This window comes from Chitinispirillales bacterium ANBcel5 (genome assembly GCA_029688955.1).
Lineage (GTDB): Bacteria > Fibrobacterota > Chitinivibrionia > Chitinivibrionales > Chitinispirillaceae > Cellulosispirillum > Cellulosispirillum alkaliphilum.
Map to the genome: position 1 here is coordinate 20987 of JARUKZ010000041.1, position 17448 is coordinate 38434.

Below are 17448 nucleotides of genomic sequence, written 5' to 3' on the forward strand. Positions count from 1 at the left end.
ACTTGAAAGGTTAAATATGAACAGTGATGTTAATGAATCAATCGATCCGGATCTCAAAGTCGAATTTATTGATGAATCGATTGATGGCCTTAATGAAATATCAGATCTGCTTGTGCAGCTGGAAAGTGATCCCGGAAATATTGACATCATTCAATCTGTATTTAGGCCTGTTCATTCAATCAAAGGAAACTCTGCTTACTTTGGTTTATTGCAAATAAAAAAATTAGCACACGAAACAGAAAATTTACTCGATCTTATAAGAAATGGTGCTCTAACAGCTCAATCATGGATGATAAGTATATTACTCAAGAGTATCGATGAATTAAGAGCAATGTTTGAAAGGGTAAGAGATAACAATAATGAGGTTATCAGTGAAAATGAGTTTAGCACATTAATTGAAAAAATTAAAGAAGCTGCAAACATTGAAAAAATAGACGAAGAAAAGATCTGGAAAGATATATTTGAACAAAGTAAAAGAGTAAGAAAAGAGGGAAATTTAGATAAAGAAAATCTGTTGTTACTACTGGATAGAATAGATAAATTAGCTCAATGTAATACTTTTGCTCAAAAAATATTCAGTGAAACAGATACTGAAAATAAAAATGATAACACTATAGATGAAAAAAATTCTACTATTGAACAGTTGTTAAATGATATTTCCGATCCCGATAAGATGAAATCACAACTGTTGAAAATTCTCTCTCATTACAAAGAAAGTAAACCATTAGTTGAAAGTATTGTTTTAGAAATCGTTTCAGAGATTGATTTGTTTATTAACTCTGTAGGAATTGATGACCCTATAGCAAAAGAATCAATTATGGGGCATTTAGAGAAATTAGAGTTAGTGCTTAATGAGCAGGACACAACCCCAAAAACTCTGGAAAACACTAGTAACAAAAGTAATACCCACAATTCACCCACTGCAAAGACAATGAGAATACCCGAAGAAAGTATTGATGGTTTTCTTAGTTATGTGGGTAATCTTATAACCATTGGTGAAATGTATCAGCATATCTATAAAAAAATGTCTCAAAAAAAATCACTGTACGAAATGACAACAGAGTTTCGCAGGGTAAATGAAGCGTTTTCTGATCTTTCACTTTCGCTTCAAAGTAGTATTATGAATATACGAAAAATGCCTATAGGAATTATACTGCAAAAGGCACCAAGAATCATAAGAGATATAGCTACTGAAAATAATAAAAAGATTAATACGATTATTAATGGCGATCATATAAAAGTAGATAAAAGTATTATTGGGAATATAGAAGCACCTTTGGTTCATATGTTGAGAAACGCGGCTGACCACGGTATAGAATCTATTGAAGAGAGAAAATTATTACAAAAAGATTATACTGGTAGAATAGAAATCAATGTTAGCGAAAACACTGAAGAATTGATGATAGAAATTAAAGACGATGGTAAAGGACTCAATCTTAAAGAGTTAAAGGAAAAAGCCATTGAAACGGGATTAATAAATGAAAACGATGAGTTAACGGAAAATGATATAATCGATTTGTTGTTCGAATCCGGGATTTCAACATCCAAAGAAATAACAGATGTTTCTGGTCGTGGTGTTGGAATGGATGTAGTTAAAAGAAGTATAGAAGAAATTGGTGGAAAAATAGGTGTACTATCAAAACCGGGTGAAGGGAGTTCGTTTACAATTACATTGCCTAAAACTGTAAGTACACAGATTTTGTCTGGATTTGTCATTGTTGTTGATGGCTGTAGGTATGTTTTGCCAATGGAAAGAATTGTCAGGTCTTTTAAAGTAACCAGTGAAAAAAATCTAATAAAAATTCAAAACAAAGGAATATGTGTTAAAGATAGCGAATCAATTATTCCTGTGTTTCCTCTTCGCGAACTATTTTATGGGGATTTTTATAAGGAATATTTAAAGGGTATAATGGTTGTTGTGGAAGGAAAACGTGAGCTGATTTCATTATATGTAGACAGTATAGATGGAGTTAGGCAGGTTGTTGTCAAAGATATTGAAGGACTTAGTTGTACTAACGGCTGCTTCAATGGTGGTGCTGTTATGGGAGACGGAACAGTTGCTATGGTTATCGATATCGATCAGTTAGTTGAGTTTATCGATTATAACAGTATAGTAAGTCAAAATGTAGTTGGATAAAAATTATGAAACATATTGTTGGTGTTTCCGACATGATCATTACAGATAATAAAGACGATATTATAGTAACCCATGCACTTGGATCTTGTATCGGTGTAGCAGTCTATGATCCGGTTGCATGTGTAGGCGGTGTTTTACACTATATGTTGCCTCGTTCAGGTGCAGATTCAGAAAAAGCCAAAAAGAATCCATTAATGTTTGGAGATACCGGAATACCAATTCTGTTTGAAAGCGCATATAAAGCTGGTGCGATTAAAAAACGAATGAGAGTGGTAATTGCAGGAGGCGCACAGGTATTTGCATGTGAAAATGTGTTTGATATCGGCAAAAGAAACACATTAATCGCAAGAAAACTATTTTGGAAAAACAACATTCTTATTAGTGCTGAAGATGTGGGAGGAAACAAACCAAGAACAATGTACCTTGAGATGCAAACAGGTAAAACATGGTTCACCAGTAGAGGAGAATACAAAGAGTTATGAGTATCTATACACCCCTGAATAGTTCAATAAAACAGAATATATTTTACACACTTAATTACTAATTGAAAATAGTTTAAAGGGGGATTGAAAACATGGCCTATACAGTACTACTTGCCGATGATTCTGAAACGATACGAGATGTTCTTGAACGTACTTTAGGTATGACAGGATTAAAATTTGATAACATATATAAAACAGCTAATGGTAAAGAAGCCCTTACCATTATGAAACAGTCCTGGGTCGATATCTTATTTACTGATATAAATATGCCTCAATTAAATGGTATAGAATTGGTAAAACAGATGAGATCTGATGCAGAACTTAAGGAAATACCAGTTGTGATAGTTTCAACTGAAGGAAGTAAAAAAAGGATAAATGAACTCAAAGAGCAGGGGATTAAAGGATACTTAAGAAAACCGTTTACACCTGAGCGAATTAGAGATATAATTGTGGATACTCTGGGAGGATGGGATGAATAGTGAGAAGTATAAGGAAGTTGGCTTGAATGTTTTATCTCAAACACTTGAAAATGCAGCATTTGTATTTGTTGATAACTATGAAGACTGCACCATTGATCCACTTAACTGGAATTGTCAGGGTGTTTCTTTAAATTTCACTGGTAAAATAGATGGGGAAATTCATATATGGGCAGAAAAAGAATTTTGCAGGCATATCGCAGCTAATATGCTTGGGATGGATGAAGAGGAGCTTCAATCTTCAGACAAGTGTGCCGATGCATTTAAAGAACTTCTAAACATGATGGTTGGTAATCTATTAACAGAAGCATTTGGAACTGAACCAGTGTTTGATCTAGGATTACCAAAGCTGCTTGATAAAAATGTGCTGTTGGAAGATGTTTATAGTAACCGGGCATCATGGCTGAAAGCAGAAGGGTATCCTGTTCTTTTGATAATTAATATAGGGTAAAAATGATTAAAGTTATCGTTATAGATGATTCAGCCATTGTGCGACAGGTCTTAGCAAGAGAGCTATCAAAAGCGCCCGATATAGAAGTGGTGGCTACTGCAGCCGATCCATACATCGCCAGAGACAAAATAGTTGCATGTAAACCTGATGTGCTAACGCTTGATATAGAGATGCCACGAATGGATGGTCTTACATTTCTGCGCAAAATAATGCAGCACTACCCAATACCTACCATAGTGGTCAGTTCACTGACACCCAAAGGTAGTACTATGGCACTTGATGCGCTCTCCAGTGGGGCGGTGGATGTTATTTCTAAGCCAGGCTACTCTTATACCGTAGGCGATTTATCAAAAATTTTAATTGAGCAGATACGGGTTGCTTCAACTGTTACCTACGAAAAAATCAAAACTATCCGAAATACTACAATTAAATGTAGCAAACAAAAACGTCTTTCCCTTTCACAAACAACAAATAAGATTATTGCAATCGGTGCATCAACTGGGGGAACAGTAGCAATTGAAACTGTTCTAAAACAAATACCAGTAAATGCCCCCGGCATTGTGATAGTGCAACATATGCCCGAAAAATTCACCTCTTCTTTTGCACAACGGTTAAACAGCCTCTGTGACATTGAAGTAAAGGAAGCAAAAAACGGTGATTCGATTCTTCCCGGAAGTGCACTAATCGCACCCGGCAATTACCATACTGTGGTTAGAAGAAGTGGTGCCCGATACTATGTAGAAGTTAAATCCGGCCCCCCTGTGTGCCATCAGAGACCAAGCGTTGATGTGTTGTTTCATTCTGTCGCGAAATTTGTGGGGGCTAATGCAATTGGAGCTATCCTTACTGGTATGGGGGATGATGGGGCATCGGGACTTCTTGAAATGAGAAAATCGGGAGCTACTACCATTGCCCAGGATGAAAACAGTTGTGTGGTCTTTGGGATGCCAAAAGAGGCGATCGAAAATGGAGCCGCACAAAGAGTCTTACCGTTGGAAAAAATTGCCGCGGCTGTTTTGGGAACAAACAATACTAAAAATCATGAAGAAGCAGGTTATAATTTAAACAGAGTTTAGTTACATACTACCACACATATCTACCCCTTTTTTAGCGTACCGACTTTCTGTCTTTTCCTCAATCAGTGCAACATCTATTTTCAGGTTTCATTATAAAGAATTAGCAGTATAATTATCTTCCGGAAGACCGTTTTCGTGGCATTTTATTCAGAAGAAGAGATCAGCAAGTACGCATTTCCTGCAGTTGTGGAAGAGGGGCGTCGTTGGTATCAAAAGCAGAAAGTAATCTCGAGTAGCTTACTTGGTGACAATCTCATTGCCAGTGTTCGTGATGAGGCTACTCAGAAAGTAGTGATCAGTCGAGATTCCGAGGCCGGAATGCGCTTTGAGTGTAGCTGTGGCTTTGATATGGGCGGTGCCTGCAAGCATGCTGTTGCTGCTATGTTTTCGGCAAACGAAAGCAACGCTGTTCAGGTTGGTATCAATTGGGATAACTTGCCGCCGGCAGATGATACGGATGATGATGAGAGAGCAGAAAGTGAACAGAGAACTTCTGATTTAAATGTCGGGGAACTGCCGTTAAGCAAACCTGTGGGAAGATTGTATCTAACTGAAAGCGAATCAATGCTTTTGGTTGAATTGAGATTTCATTATAATGGGTTGGCTGAGTTTTCACGCACCGACTCAAATCAAAGCCGCATTGTTCTGTCAGAAAGTGGCAAACTGGTAAAGGTTACACGGTCCCGGGCAAGAGAAACAGTGCTTACCGCTAAACTGGCCTCCTATAACCTTGTACGATATCAGGCTGCTACCTTCACCCCCGATTGTGATCCCCGCATCTGGACTCTTCAGGAATTACCCCGTTTGGCCAGGGATGGTTTTGAAATATACGGTCAGGAGAAACTCATCTCCTCAAATGCCCGCAAATCCACTCCCAAACTAAACGTTGTAGTTACAACCAAAGAGGGGGTATTTGAATGCGCCTTGACGGTAAAATTTGATGGTATCTCTGCTACCTTAGCTTCATTACTGCAAGCGGTGAGAGAGGGGAGTCGTTTCGTATTATTATCCGATGGAAGCTCTGGTATGTTGCCTCAGTCGTGGCTGGATAAGTTCTCCGCACTCTTTTCTGCCATAAATGAAACCGAAAACAAGGACCGACTCCTAATCAAATCATCTCAGATTGCATTGGTGGACATGCTCTTTTCTATGGCAGATAAGAGCGAAGGGGACTGTGATTTTTTAAGCAAAAGAGAGCGTCTTAAAGACTTTAAAAACATTAAAGAGGAACCAGCCCCGGAATCCTTTAACTGTACCATGCGTGATTACCAATTAGCTGGTTATCAATGGTTTATGTTTTTGAAGCACTATGGCTTCGGAGGATGTCTTGCCGACGATATGGGACTTGGTAAAACAGTTCAAACCATTGCGCTTCTGTTACGGGAAAAGCAGTCTAAACAGAGCTGTCCCTCTCTTGTTGTGGTACCGACCTCACTTTTGTTTAATTGGATTAATGAGATACAGAAATTTGCTCCTGCCATAAGAACACTGTTATATCATGGGCCTAAAAGGCACAATTATAAAGATTTAACTGCTATGGCCGATGTGGTAATCACATCCTATGGCACAATGGTAAGAGATCTGAATCAGGTAATGACAAAAAAGTTTAATTACTTGATACTTGATGAAGCTCAGGCCATAAAAAACCCCACCTCACAGGTTAGTCGGGCTATACGGCAAATTAAGGCAAAGCATAAACTTGCTCTCAGTGGTACCCCCATCGAAAACAACTTATCTGAGCTATGGTCATTATTTACGTTCCTTAACCCGGGTATGCTTGGGAGCTTTAGAAGTTTTGCCAAAAATTTCATAAAGCCTATCATGAAAGACTTAAATGAGAATACTACAGCAGTGCTACGGCAAATGATTCATCCCTTTATACTTAGAAGGACCAAAGAACAGGTAGCCAAAGAATTACCGCCTAAAAGTGAAGTGATACTCTACACCGAAATGCTTCCTGAACAGAAAATGCTCTACGATATAACCCGTGATACCTACAGAGGTAAAATAATCGACTCCATAGAAAACTCAGGGATCGAGCGGGGAAGATTTGAGATGCTTGAAGGGTTGATGCGGTTGCGACAGATCTGTTGCCATCCTTCGATTATGAATAAGAGTTTTTCTGAAGAAAGCGGGAAATTTAATCTGCTTGAGGAAGTGCTCAGTGATATCGTTTCGGGCGGACACCGCGTTTTAATATTCTCACAATTCGTTAAAGCACTTGAACTTATCAGAGTACGACTCGCTCAACAGGGGATCAGCACAGAACTGTTAACCGGCCAAACCAGAAACAGAGAGAAGGTTGTTGATCGGTTTCAGAACAGAAACAGTGCTCCTGTTTTCTTGATCAGTCTTAAAGCCGGGGGGACCGGCCTTAATCTGACCAATGCTGATTATGTTGTACACCTGGACCCATGGTGGAATCCAAGTGCTGAGAATCAGGCTTCAGACAGGGCCTACCGCATCGGTCAGACCAAACCGGTGTTTGTTTATAAAATAATCACCAAGGACTCAGTTGAAGAGCGGGTGCTGGAGTTGCAAAACCAAAAAAAGGAGCTGGTTAACTCGATAATCACCACAGAAAGTTCCTTTGCAAAAAACCTGTCTAAAGAAGATATTATCGGCTTATTTTCATGAGGTTAATAGATGATTACCGATAAATCTTTGATAATACCACTTATACACTCACTTATTGTTTCCCCCAGCAGTGTCGATTTAAACCGCTCGTTTTTTAAGGCAAACTGCATGTTTTCATAGTCTTGCCGGGTTTCTGTACGGCGTATCGGAGCAGACTTTTCGCTTCTATGGAACTGATCGTAAATAATTCTGCCCGCTCCTGCATCATAAACACTTACCCGTAATCGTACCGCGGTCTCTTTTGTTTCGGTGTACTGATCGCCACTTATTGATATATCAGCACGCTTCAACAGATCGAATTGTTGGATTTCTCCTCTCACCACATACCGTGCCTGGTATTTTTTAGCTAACTCCCGATGTGTGGCATCACCTGTTTGAGCCTGATCAGAAACAGCAAAACTCATGTGCGAGAACCTGTCTTCCAGTACCGTTTTTATATGATTTGTTATCCCGGAACTGATATTCCAACTACCTGCATACTCAGAGTTGTTATCCAGAGAGGTGAATAACACTCTGTCTTTAAACTGACCGGAAAGTAGTATCCGATCTCTTCGTAAATTCCGCAATTGCTGTTGTTTAGCACTCCTGATTATTTCTTTTGGCACCCAATCCTGAATCATTTCGATATCTTTATCCAACATTTTGCTTTTAAATGTGTTGTGTTTGGTTATACCAATTTTCTGCGGAGCTCTTAGATGGTGACGTTGGTTTAAATGGGTTAGTCTTACATTTGCTACACCAGCCAGGACTTTTAGACGTTTTGAGGTTGAATCAACAATTATATAGGATGAACCGCTCAGAGTTATTCTTGAGTTATTTGTGCTAATAACAATGTCTTGAGGGTTAGTGCCTCTTCTATTTTCAAGATCGAAAAAGAATGCTTCTCCATAAATAATGGATACGTGGTATGGTGCATTGGAATTATTGGTCCTGCTGATCACAAATCTGCTGTTTTGATTAAAATAGACGCCTTTTCTGTGAGACAGTAAAAGGTGTATAGTGGATCCCGGATGCACTCTGAACTCTTCATTTCCCGTCAGTGGCATCGATGATGAAATGTACTTCCAACCGGTTGTGTTTGTGGGTCTTAGCTCGACTTGTCCGCTTAGTGACTTAATTTGCGGGTGATGTCCTGCGCATGCCCGATTACCCATCCCGAATAGAAGCAGCAGTGTCATTAAAGCGATTGTTGGTAGCATACTGGTTTTTTCCGTGTTGATAGTTACATGGATTTTACAATTGTTTAAACCAACAGGCAACAATGGTCTATGCAGTAGTTGTGGGTGGTGAGTCTGGAGGCTAACTAAAACCTGTTGCCTTTAACCGTAAGAAGCTTTGGTCCCGATGGGATTTTATATGATTTTGTGTCGCCCGAGGCGAAGGTGGCCACCCCCCAGAAAAGCCTGGTGGCCGAGTGAAGGGTTCCTCACGGGGGCGCCAAGAGGCTTGCTTGCTTTGTGAAAGCGTGAAAGGTTTGTTTTACCGGGGGATGGTTTTTATTGTTAACCTTCATAGCCGTTGAACTAAAATAGGTGAATGGCCTTAATATTTAAATGTTTCTGTAGAACCCCACGAGATCTTAAACCAATAATGTAGAATAATTTCTGTACTCTCTTAAGATTGCATCTGCTTTTTCTCTAATCTTTTCATTTTCGTTTGGTACATTATTATGGTTCCTACAATAGTTCCAAGAGATGAAAAAAACATATCAAATTTAGAATATATATCTGAAGTAGATTGGTATGGTATTGAAACTAAACCCATAAAACCTGCTAACGATCCAAAGCCTACAAAGAATATAAGGAATAGGTTTGAAAACCTTCTTCCACACAAAGGATTAAAAACCTGAATAACTAAAACAAATGAGATCATCAAGAATGAAGTTGTAAATGATTTAATTTGATGGTATACAATTATAAAATATTCACTTAACAAATTGTTATTGAAATATATTGATTTAAAAGGCAATATAAAAACAGCTAAAACTATGATCAATGCAATAAATTTCCAGTGTTTGAAAAATAAATTCGGTATTATTTCAAATTTCATTGTAAACCCTTTAGTTTGAATATCATATTAATGAAATAATATAGGTGAAAGCCCTGAAAGTGTAAATGTTTTGCTTAAAAATCTTCAAATTAGTCACAAAAACGCTGTTTGTGCCTCTTTTTTAGTAACAAATTCTTAAGTTTGTTCCATAGTACTATTGATATGCCATAAATTGATCCCAGACTGGCGATTCCTAAGCGCTGAAGGCGCGGTATATAACAGCCCAGGGTAAGCCAGTCTTCTGGCGCAAGCCCTGGGTAAATAGGATGATGATTTGAGCTCTGAAGGGGCGAGATATTCTGGTTGCGTTGGTTGCCCAAGGTTTATGTTTAGGCTGCAGTTTGGTCTATAGCAGGTGCACAAATTTTCAGGAGCGCAACAATTCAGGTCCCCGAGTTCCGATGTGAAATCGGAAAGGGCGTTGCTGTAAAAAAATCCGTTCATAAATCCGCAACATCTATTCAACAAGACCCCAGGTAGGAAACACTGGGGCTAGGGCCGTAACCCCTTCGGGGTATTACATCGACGATGCCAAAGTTTATGTTCACCCTGCAGTTTGGTCTATTGGCTTGTTGGGATGAGAAAGAGCTCGATTTTTCATTCCTTTCATTTAAAAGCTCCGGTATGCCTAAAGACTTAAGGCATTCTAAAGTTTTGTGTCTTTGTTAACCAACCCATCCGATATCTGCCGCGTATCCTATCTCTTATATTTTCTTCAAAAATTCTGAAGGTGGCATTATAGGTATGTCCAAAACTGTGCCTATATCCAATAAATGGGAATCTCCGCTCACAATGTATTTTGCACTACCTGCAACTGCACATTCTATGAATTTATCATCATCAGGATCGGCTGATAACCTAAACCTTCTTTTTGTATTGATGATGTGTGAGAACTCTGTAATTAACAACATCCATTGATCAACAAGGGTATCATTTTTACCCTTTGAGATCTTAATAAGTGTCCTTTGATACTCATCGAGAATTTCTCTCGAAATTATCAGTTCAAACCTATTCTGCATCCAGTGTTCCAGTATTTTAAATGGAATACCACCCCAGAAAATTCCTGAAACAAGTACATTTGTATCAAGTACGATTTTCACGCCGTACTTCCTTAATCGCCTTTTGAACATCCGATTTGGTTAATTTCTCTTTTTTTGCGAATTTTCTACTCTCTTCAATGAGCTTTTTAAAGGAATCCAGCTTTGGTTCTTCAATTGGTTTCAATAAAAGGTTCGTCCCATCAGTAACAACGATAAGCTTTGAACCACTTGTAAGACCCATTTGCTTTCTAATTTTATCAGGGATAACGACTTGCCCTTTTGATGAAACGCTTGTAATTTCTGTTCTGACCATAACACCTCCATGTAAGAATGTCTTACCAATATACTACGAGGCAACCCTTAGCATAATTAATTTCTTATTCCTGCGCGATTACTGTCTTTTTACTGGGCTGGTTACTCAATTGCTCCCAACGTTTAAGGATTCTTTGTGCAATACACCAAAAGCCTTAATCCATAGTACTATTGATATACCGTAAATTGATGCCAGACTGGCGATTCCTAAGCGCTGAAGGCGCGGTATATAACAGCCCAGGGTTTAAGCCAGGCTTCTGGCGCAGCCCTGGATAAAACAGGATGATGAAGATTTGAGCTCTGAAGGAGCGTCATATTCTGGTTGCGTTGCAATTAAAATATGTTTCCAATTTCTTATGCCGGACGGGTTGTATGAGCGAACGTTTGTCACAAACTGGGCGTACTGTAAGATTATTCTCGGTAAGCGCAACGAACAACTCAACCCATTTCTTTCCACAATTTGATGATGCTGCAATCTTGTGGATTTAATCGGGATCATTGGTGTTTAAATGCCGATAAAGAGATAAAAGCGAAGGTAGTTCGCTCTCCTTTATATCATGAATTTCTGTTTTTTGGTGCATTTTTATGATTTTTTTTGCATGAGTGGGGGTTATGTTTAACGGGCTGCTAAACAGCTGAAGTGCCTGTGTTGCTCCCGCGGCAGGCATTTTGGCTTTTAGCTGTTGTGTATTTGTGCCCAGCGATCCGCTTGCATTCCCGCCCCAATTCTATTGTTAAGAGTAACCGAAGTGTGCATAATCTTCTTTTTTGACTGATATATTCTTTAAAAAGTGTCCTAAATATTGGCCAGAATTTGAACATTCTCGAACGTGGTATCTAACAATTTGCGGTACAAAGTATTTCAACCACTTATCCCTACAAATTTCGGAATTAGGGGGAAGGGGCAATCCGCCTGGTTGTCCCATATATTTCTGTGTGTCAGTAGGAATGGAAAATATAGGAACATCGATACGACATGAAATAATTCCGTCTCGGCCTTGTAAGCCAATGTCAACAAGTTCGTCTGGTTTGCAGTTAAACAAGTATTGTTCTACTTTTCTTGAAGGAATGCGATTTTCTTCCGCTTGTGATTCGATAGTATTAATGTATTCACTTGCAGGTTTATATGACAATGTAGTTAGTTTATTAAAGTTTTCTTTAGGTACATTTTTAAATATTGCGCGCCAGATATCGTAAAGTATAAATTGGGTCGCTCTCTGTAAGTGCTCAATCATATCACTACTTTGAGTTGCCCGCCGGCCTAAATATTGATTTACAACATCTGCAATAAGGAAATATGAAATGCCAAGATTCCTAATCAAAAAGGGAATAGTTTCTTTCATTCGTGATCTTTGCCGTGCATACATTTCCTCAAGCCCAGGCCTTAATCTGGCAATATCATCTTCAGTGTCGTCCCATAGTTTGGATAGGTCATTCAGCATATCTAATGAATCTAACACAAAGTAGATTCTCTGTGATCCACTTGTTAAACCGTAGATCCGAGAAAGATGATTTTTTGTATCATTTATTGAAAGTTGAATCGGATTTTCTACATTGATATTAGCTGGTACTATATGGCCATCATCATAAACACGACTTAATAATTGTGTAATACCATGGAATAGCGATTGTGTAAAATCACAATAAATTTTATCTCGTAAGAATCGAGGAATTTCACATTCTTCAAGAACACAAGGAATTAGCTTGATTGATTTATAATATAACTAATCAGACATCGCTTGCTGAATTTCTTCTTTTACCCATTCGCTTTGCACAGATGCACTTGTAATCATGACTGCTACATACCTTGAAACACCTATACCTTCTGATATTTCACGGAATAGTTTTGAGCCCGGTCTCATTTCAAGTGCATCAACCCAAACACCAACACCGTAAGCAGTCAGTTCTTCAATTATCGGCCATATTGTATTTTTATCTTTCGATGAGTGTGAAATGAATAATTTTTTCTCGATAGGGGCGTGATCATTTGTCATTTTATCTTCTCCATACTTTTTATCTCTTCACTGGGCATTTCTACCAACGCTTAAGGCTAATTTATGAACTGTACCAAAAGCACCACCTTTGTACCCATCTACAGTCGTTTTATAAAGAATCGTGTTGAACAGAGCCGGTGTCCACTCTTCATTTAAACCCCTGTGCTATTTGATACCATCTCTATTCTTAGCACATTCATTAATAAACTAAAATAGGTGAATGACCTTAAATTGTAAATGTTTCTTTAGAAACCCCTGGGATCTCAAACCAGGCTTTGAAACTTTCTCCTATAAACAATATAACAGTTAGTGCCTGGCCTGAGCTCTTCGTTCAAAAGGTTTTTTCTGCATCTTGATGCAGAAAAAACCTTTTGATGTTGTGCGATGTTTTTGGTTGGACCTTTCTTTTCTCATACCTGCGCTTCTTCATTTATCTAGTTGAATTTTTTTGCTGACCTCATCTATAAACCAATCAAATTGCCTCCTTGCAACGGCAATTATTTCATTGAAGGTCATGAATTTTACATTATTTTCAGTGTAGGATGTTTTTAACCCTTCATCCCGCTTCCCACCAATTATAATGACTTCCATATTTTGGAGGTCAGACATTAGTTCGTGGCGATATTCTATCGCCTGCCGATAATCTTCATGCTTCAGTGTATGACTTGGTCTTTTGAATTCTATTACTGAATGTTGACCGAGAACATCATTAATGAGAAGTAGATCTGGACGTTTCGAAGCACCTGGACCAGTATATTTGTTGCTCTGCAAGTATTCTTCTATTATTCGCTTAAGTGTGATGTTTGACGACTTTAAAGAGTATTCAATGCCCAGTATCCACAACCGATTCTCAAAGGTTTGATGAATGTGCTTCTCAAGAGAGTTTGGATTCTTAACTATTTCTTCAATTTCATCTATCATTCGTCGTCTAAATGCTATTTGATGTTGTATTATTGCCATTTCAGTCAGGCTTGATTTCTCTAAAGCATCTGCGAAAGACGCAACATCTCCTTGCTTAGCTTTATCAATTGTATCAAGTATAAAGAAGTACTCGTCACACTCAATAGCGTCGAGGACGACATTCACTATTGGCTCAAGTCTGTCTTCAGGCTCGTTGTAATATTTCTGCAGCAATTTGTTCAGGGCTTTCTGTGCGAAATATCGCTTGAATTCAGGCAAATGCTGCATGCGTTCATTTACCTTCTTCTGTAGTCTCGCTTGTGAAAGGTGTATTTCTTGGCCATAAATCCTTTTTGCAGCATCCCGTATTTCAGGCACAACCCACTTTTTTAGCTCCTCATAGGCAACACTGTTCTCTATTATTGTACCCCAGTCAGCAGTTATATCGTCTACCAATCCATCGGCTTCAACTTCACCATATATCTTTCCTAATATTGATTTCGGAAAATCTTCAGACTCTTCAAGACCAAAGAATGTTGGTTTGCCAATTATCTTTCCATCTACCCGCAACGCGATTCCAGAATTTTTAAAAGGTCGCTTACCATCAGATACTGTGAATATCAGAGACGCATGGCCTATTTCACCAAATTGCTTCTCCACTGTGCGGGTTTCTCCGCTGATATCCTCGATGGAAAGTCTGTTTCCATTTATAAAAATTTCGAAATCATATTCTCTGCCATATTCTCTAATCAATATTTCCCTTAGCTTATCAGCCAACGGGAATTTCAGACTCTGATTGAGATGAGTAAGGGTGATTTTTGTACCTGATTTCTGCTCTTCAACGCTTTGGATTTCTGGTAGCAAATCCAGTTGTTCAAGGTCTCTGGATGCATCTAACAGTTGGTCCTTATGAATAACTATTTGTGTCAATGTTCCTCTTGCCCAAGTTTCCAATTTCATTGTAGATGCGCTTATTAGTCCAGCGAACTTTCCTATACCTTTCCTTCCCTTAACCTTGCGCTTTTTTCCTACCGTTAGCTTGCCCTTGCTTGAGCGCCGATCCTTTGCGACAACCAGATATTCACTTTGCATTTCTTGAGGAGTCATCCCATTTCCATTGTCCTCAACTACTATTGGCTTGGAAGTAACCGGTTCAGGGAGTTCTATCGAAACCTTCTCCGCATCAGCATCCCATGCATTATCAACAAGCTCTTTAATTGCCAGCTCTGAGGAACGGTAGTTCTCGCTGAGAAGGATTGCAAGACGAGAATCTACTCGAAACTTTGGTTGCTCCATGTTTTCTTCCTTTTTGAACGATTCTTATTCTTCTTAAGCTCTGGGTACTCTTTCTTCTATGTCTTAGGCCAAATCAAAAAGTTTGCACAACAAGTCAGACAACTTTGTAAAAATTTGGGGCTGCCGTGTTAGGCGTTTTAACCGGGACAAGCATTTTTTTTCTCCTCCGCCGCTCTTATTCTTGCTCTTTTATTCAGAATATATTTATTGTTTTTGCTCAATATTCGAATCGGGTTCTTTTTGAGGTTTAGTGAAAGAAGAGCCCTGACTTAACCTATTTGAAGCAATTTCAGACAAAGATTCTATCAAGTCTTGCCGTTCAGCAGATTTGGCATCCTTGAATTTTTTGATACCTTCTTGGCTTGCAAGTTTCGCAAGCTGATCATTTGTTAGGACATCTAATTCCTTGAGTAAAGTCTCTTGACCTGACCTATGTAGAATATCAACAATATTCAAAATTGGTTTTTTTGTCTTTTTGTCACCAGATTGAATATTGGTAGCTTCATAAAATTCCTGACCAAAAATAATTGCAAGTTTCTCAAGAAAGGCAGGTGAATCTTTTGCTTCGCTTTCAATTAGTTTGAAAAGTTCTTTTAATTTTTTCAAAGACATATCGAGTTTTTTATTGTTTTGCATAGTTCATGAATTCCCTTGTTAAATCTAAAACGTACTCATAAAGATAGTGACAACCAGATCGGCCTCTACCGTATTTTTGTTTAAATGTTGAAACTGGATTTGTGAATTCCATTGATTCCGCAGTAGCATTTGCTTGTGGTATTTTAGTATCAAATATTTTAGATGGAGGAAGTCCAAGATTGTCAAATATAATATTGAATCTTGCTGGTAAGTTTCGTAGCCCTCGTTCATGAGAACTTGAGCGGCTATCAAATTTCGTAATCACTAGTCCTAAGCATTTAATCTTCAAAGGTCGTTCTAATGAAAACTGGTTGATTGTTTTAATAATTTGTGGAATTCCATAAGTGGAAAGAGTATCCGGTATTGTTGGAATAAGGTAGTAATCGCTAATTTCGATACCATTGCGAGTAATAAATCCCAAATTAGGGGGACAATCTATTAAAACATAATCATATTCATCAAGGTATGGGTGTAATGTTGTTTTAAGGACTTCCATTGGGTTGATAGAATAGCCAGTTTTGTCCGGAATATCCGAAATCTTATCCTGAATATCTATAAATCTTATACTTGATGGAAGTAGATCAAGATATCTGATGTTAAGATTCGAAACCCCTTTTTGAATCGCAGTATCAACATTGAATAATTTTGTATTATTAAGTTTATCGCTAAACAGTTGAAATAACGTTTGACCGCTATGATCCAATTCTTCCCAATTTTCTTCTTTAATAAGGGCAATAGTAGCATTTGTTTGTGGATCCAGATCAACAACAAGTACTTTCTTACTGAATTCGGAGGAAAGACATTCAGCTAGTTGGACTGTGGTAGTTGTCTTTGCGACTCCACCTTTAAGATTGATAACTGAAATAACTATTGCCATGAAAACTCCCTAAATTGTGATGTGGTTTTTAGACCATATATTTTGGCACTACATCTCTATTTAATATCCGTATTTCAGGATAAATTAAAATGTATACAAGAAAACCTAATAAATGCCATTTCAAAGTTTATTGTATTCTTTTTCAAGTTTATCACGAATAGATTTATCCCCATCGAACAATTTCATGTATTTACTATAGATAATACCAACTGAACGCTCTTTGTTTTTAAGCGAATCTTTTTTTTCATCAAATAGGTAATAATTTTCCTTCTCCAATTCCCCTAATCTACCCCTTGCACTTGTTCCACCTTTCCACCACAACTATCTCCCACATCTTCCCCCAAAAGGAGTTCACACCCTAAAAATTGTGATTTGCAGTAACGTATGCAGGATTTTTTGAGATTATGAAGATCTGAAAGAGGCATAATACCGTAGAGTGATAATGTGAAAACAACAGGGACGTTAAGTAAGTTAAATAAAATATGAGTAGAAGAATGTCAATAGGTTACATATCTTTAGAGCTTAAAAGTGTCTCCCGTCTACGCAAACGCTTACTGGCGTCGTCCCAAACCCGGAAGATCTCAAAAGTGTTGATAAGCATAAAACACAGAAACGTCAGACCGTTAAAGCTGCTGTGGTAACCCGTGAACCCACATGCAAACCACCTGTGGAACCCAAAAGCACAAACCCCGGGCAGCGACCGGATAGTTAAACACCACAGAGCCGTAATTGTACCCAAAAAACCACCCTTCAAACTCCCTGCGAGGTATCGATGGTGTTGAATGAGGGTAAAACTATCACTGAATAGTCAAATAAAGCCTAAAAAGGGGACTAAAGGCATAGCGCACTGTTCAAAATCCTTGGAACATGGGTCAAACATCCTGGAACACGCCCGAAAATCCTTGGAACATGGGTCAAACATCCTGGAACACGCCCGAAAATGTTTGGAACATGGGTAAAAACATTTGAAACACGGCCCGAAAATGTTTGGAACATGGGTCAAATATCTTGGAACACGGCCCAAAACGCTTGGAACATGGGTAAAAACGCTTGGAACATGGGTAAAAACGCTTGGAACATGGGTA

Annotated in this window: 16 protein-coding genes; 6 read left to right on the forward strand and 10 right to left on the reverse strand. The window is 38.4% G+C overall.

Annotated features, from left to right (window positions below):
* Positions 1-16 precede the first annotated feature (16 nt).
* From QA601_16170 to QA601_16195, 6 genes are all read left to right on the forward strand, one after another.
* Positions 17-2137 (forward strand): ATP-binding protein, encoded by a 2121-nt coding sequence (locus QA601_16170; protein MDG5816634.1) that lies wholly within the window; start codon positions 17-19, stop codon positions 2135-2137.
* 5 nt (positions 2138-2142) lie between these two features.
* Entirely contained in the window at positions 2143-2619 is a 477-nt protein-coding gene (locus tag QA601_16175) for a chemotaxis protein CheD (GenBank protein ID MDG5816635.1), read from the forward strand.
* A 92-nt stretch (positions 2620-2711) separates the two neighbouring features.
* Positions 2712-3098, forward strand: coding sequence for a response regulator (locus QA601_16180; GenBank protein ID MDG5816636.1), 387 nt, complete (start codon positions 2712-2714; stop codon positions 3096-3098).
* On the forward strand, positions 3091-3546 hold the full coding sequence (locus QA601_16185; protein ID MDG5816637.1) for a chemotaxis protein CheX: 456 nt from the start codon (positions 3091-3093) through the stop codon (positions 3544-3546). The genes QA601_16180 and QA601_16185 overlap by 8 nt, the downstream gene beginning before the upstream one ends.
* Before the next feature lie 2 nt (positions 3547-3548).
* Complete coding sequence (locus QA601_16190) at positions 3549-4622, forward strand: chemotaxis response regulator protein-glutamate methylesterase (GenBank protein MDG5816638.1); 1074 nt, start codon at positions 3549-3551, stop codon at positions 4620-4622.
* Between the two features lie 135 nt (positions 4623-4757).
* Positions 4758-7259 carry an SNF2-related protein gene (locus QA601_16195; protein ID MDG5816639.1) on the forward strand — a complete coding sequence of 834 codons (2502 nt, stop codon included), beginning with the start codon at positions 4758-4760 and terminating at the stop codon, positions 7257-7259.
* 2 nt (positions 7260-7261) lie between these two features.
* On the opposite strand, the gene QA601_16200 is transcribed toward QA601_16195, so the two are convergent.
* The 10 genes from QA601_16200 to QA601_16245 form a co-directional block, all read right to left on the reverse strand.
* Positions 7262-8458 (reverse strand): FecR domain-containing protein, encoded by a 1197-nt coding sequence (locus QA601_16200; GenBank protein ID MDG5816640.1) that lies wholly within the window; start codon positions 8456-8458, stop codon positions 7262-7264.
* 415 nt (positions 8459-8873) lie between these two features.
* Positions 8874-9308 carry a hypothetical protein gene (locus QA601_16205; protein ID MDG5816641.1) on the reverse strand — a complete coding sequence of 145 codons (435 nt, stop codon included), beginning with the start codon at positions 9306-9308 and terminating at the stop codon, positions 8874-8876.
* A 704-nt stretch (positions 9309-10012) separates the two neighbouring features.
* Positions 10013-10408, reverse strand: coding sequence for a putative toxin-antitoxin system toxin component, PIN family (locus QA601_16210; GenBank protein MDG5816642.1), 396 nt, complete (start codon positions 10406-10408; stop codon positions 10013-10015).
* The gene (locus tag QA601_16215) at positions 10392-10661 is read right to left on the reverse strand and encodes an AbrB/MazE/SpoVT family DNA-binding domain-containing protein (GenBank protein ID MDG5816643.1); all 270 of its coding nucleotides are present in this window, start codon (positions 10659-10661) and stop codon (positions 10392-10394) included. Before QA601_16215 ends, QA601_16210 begins: the two co-directional genes overlap by 17 nt.
* Positions 10662-11394: 733 nt before the next feature.
* On the reverse strand, positions 11395-12120 hold the full coding sequence (locus QA601_16220; GenBank protein MDG5816644.1) for a hypothetical protein: 726 nt from the start codon (positions 12118-12120) through the stop codon (positions 11395-11397).
* Between the two features lie 264 nt (positions 12121-12384).
* On the reverse strand, positions 12385-12654 hold the full coding sequence (locus tag QA601_16225) for a toll/interleukin-1 receptor domain-containing protein (protein MDG5816645.1): 270 nt from the start codon (positions 12652-12654) through the stop codon (positions 12385-12387).
* A gap of 426 nt (positions 12655-13080) precedes the next feature.
* Complete coding sequence (locus QA601_16230) at positions 13081-14850, reverse strand: ATP-binding protein (GenBank protein MDG5816646.1); 1770 nt, start codon at positions 14848-14850, stop codon at positions 13081-13083.
* 204 nt (positions 14851-15054) lie between these two features.
* Positions 15055-15486 carry a hypothetical protein gene (locus QA601_16235; GenBank protein MDG5816647.1) on the reverse strand — a complete coding sequence of 144 codons (432 nt, stop codon included), beginning with the start codon at positions 15484-15486 and terminating at the stop codon, positions 15055-15057.
* Positions 15473-16363, reverse strand: coding sequence for an AAA family ATPase (locus QA601_16240; protein ID MDG5816648.1), 891 nt, complete (start codon positions 16361-16363; stop codon positions 15473-15475). Before QA601_16240 ends, QA601_16235 begins: the two co-directional genes overlap by 14 nt.
* Positions 16364-16483: 120 nt before the next feature.
* Positions 16484-16684, reverse strand: coding sequence for a hypothetical protein (locus QA601_16245; GenBank protein MDG5816649.1), 201 nt, complete (start codon positions 16682-16684; stop codon positions 16484-16486).
* Between the last annotated feature and the right edge of the window lie 764 nt (positions 16685-17448).

Excerpts from the sequence above, each read along its gene's own strand:
- QA601_16170 (MDG5816634.1), top strand. The coding sequence starts at position 17 with ATGAACAGTGATGTTAATGAATCAATCGATCCGGATCTCAAAGTCGAA.
- QA601_16175 (MDG5816635.1), top strand. The coding sequence starts at position 2,143 with ATGAAACATATTGTTGGTGTTTCCGACATGATCATTACAGATAATAAA.
- QA601_16180 (MDG5816636.1), top strand. The coding sequence starts at position 2,712 with ATGGCCTATACAGTACTACTTGCCGATGATTCTGAAACGATACGAGAT.
- QA601_16185 (MDG5816637.1), top strand. The coding sequence starts at position 3,091 with ATGAATAGTGAGAAGTATAAGGAAGTTGGCTTGAATGTTTTATCTCAA.
- QA601_16190 (MDG5816638.1), top strand. The coding sequence starts at position 3,549 with ATGATTAAAGTTATCGTTATAGATGATTCAGCCATTGTGCGACAGGTC.
- QA601_16200 (MDG5816640.1), bottom strand. The coding sequence starts at position 8,458 with ATGCTACCAACAATCGCTTTAATGACACTGCTGCTTCTATTCGGGATG.
- QA601_16205 (MDG5816641.1), bottom strand. The coding sequence starts at position 9,308 with ATGAAATTTGAAATAATACCGAATTTATTTTTCAAACACTGGAAATTT.
- QA601_16215 (MDG5816643.1), bottom strand. The coding sequence starts at position 10,661 with ATGGTCAGAACAGAAATTACAAGCGTTTCATCAAAAGGGCAAGTCGTT.
- QA601_16225 (MDG5816645.1), bottom strand. The coding sequence starts at position 12,654 with ATGACAAATGATCACGCCCCTATCGAGAAAAAATTATTCATTTCACAC.
- QA601_16230 (MDG5816646.1), bottom strand. The coding sequence starts at position 14,850 with ATGGAGCAACCAAAGTTTCGAGTAGATTCTCGTCTTGCAATCCTTCTC.
- QA601_16235 (MDG5816647.1), bottom strand. The coding sequence starts at position 15,486 with ATGCAAAACAATAAAAAACTCGATATGTCTTTGAAAAAATTAAAAGAA.
- QA601_16240 (MDG5816648.1), bottom strand. The coding sequence starts at position 16,363 with ATGGCAATAGTTATTTCAGTTATCAATCTTAAAGGTGGAGTCGCAAAG.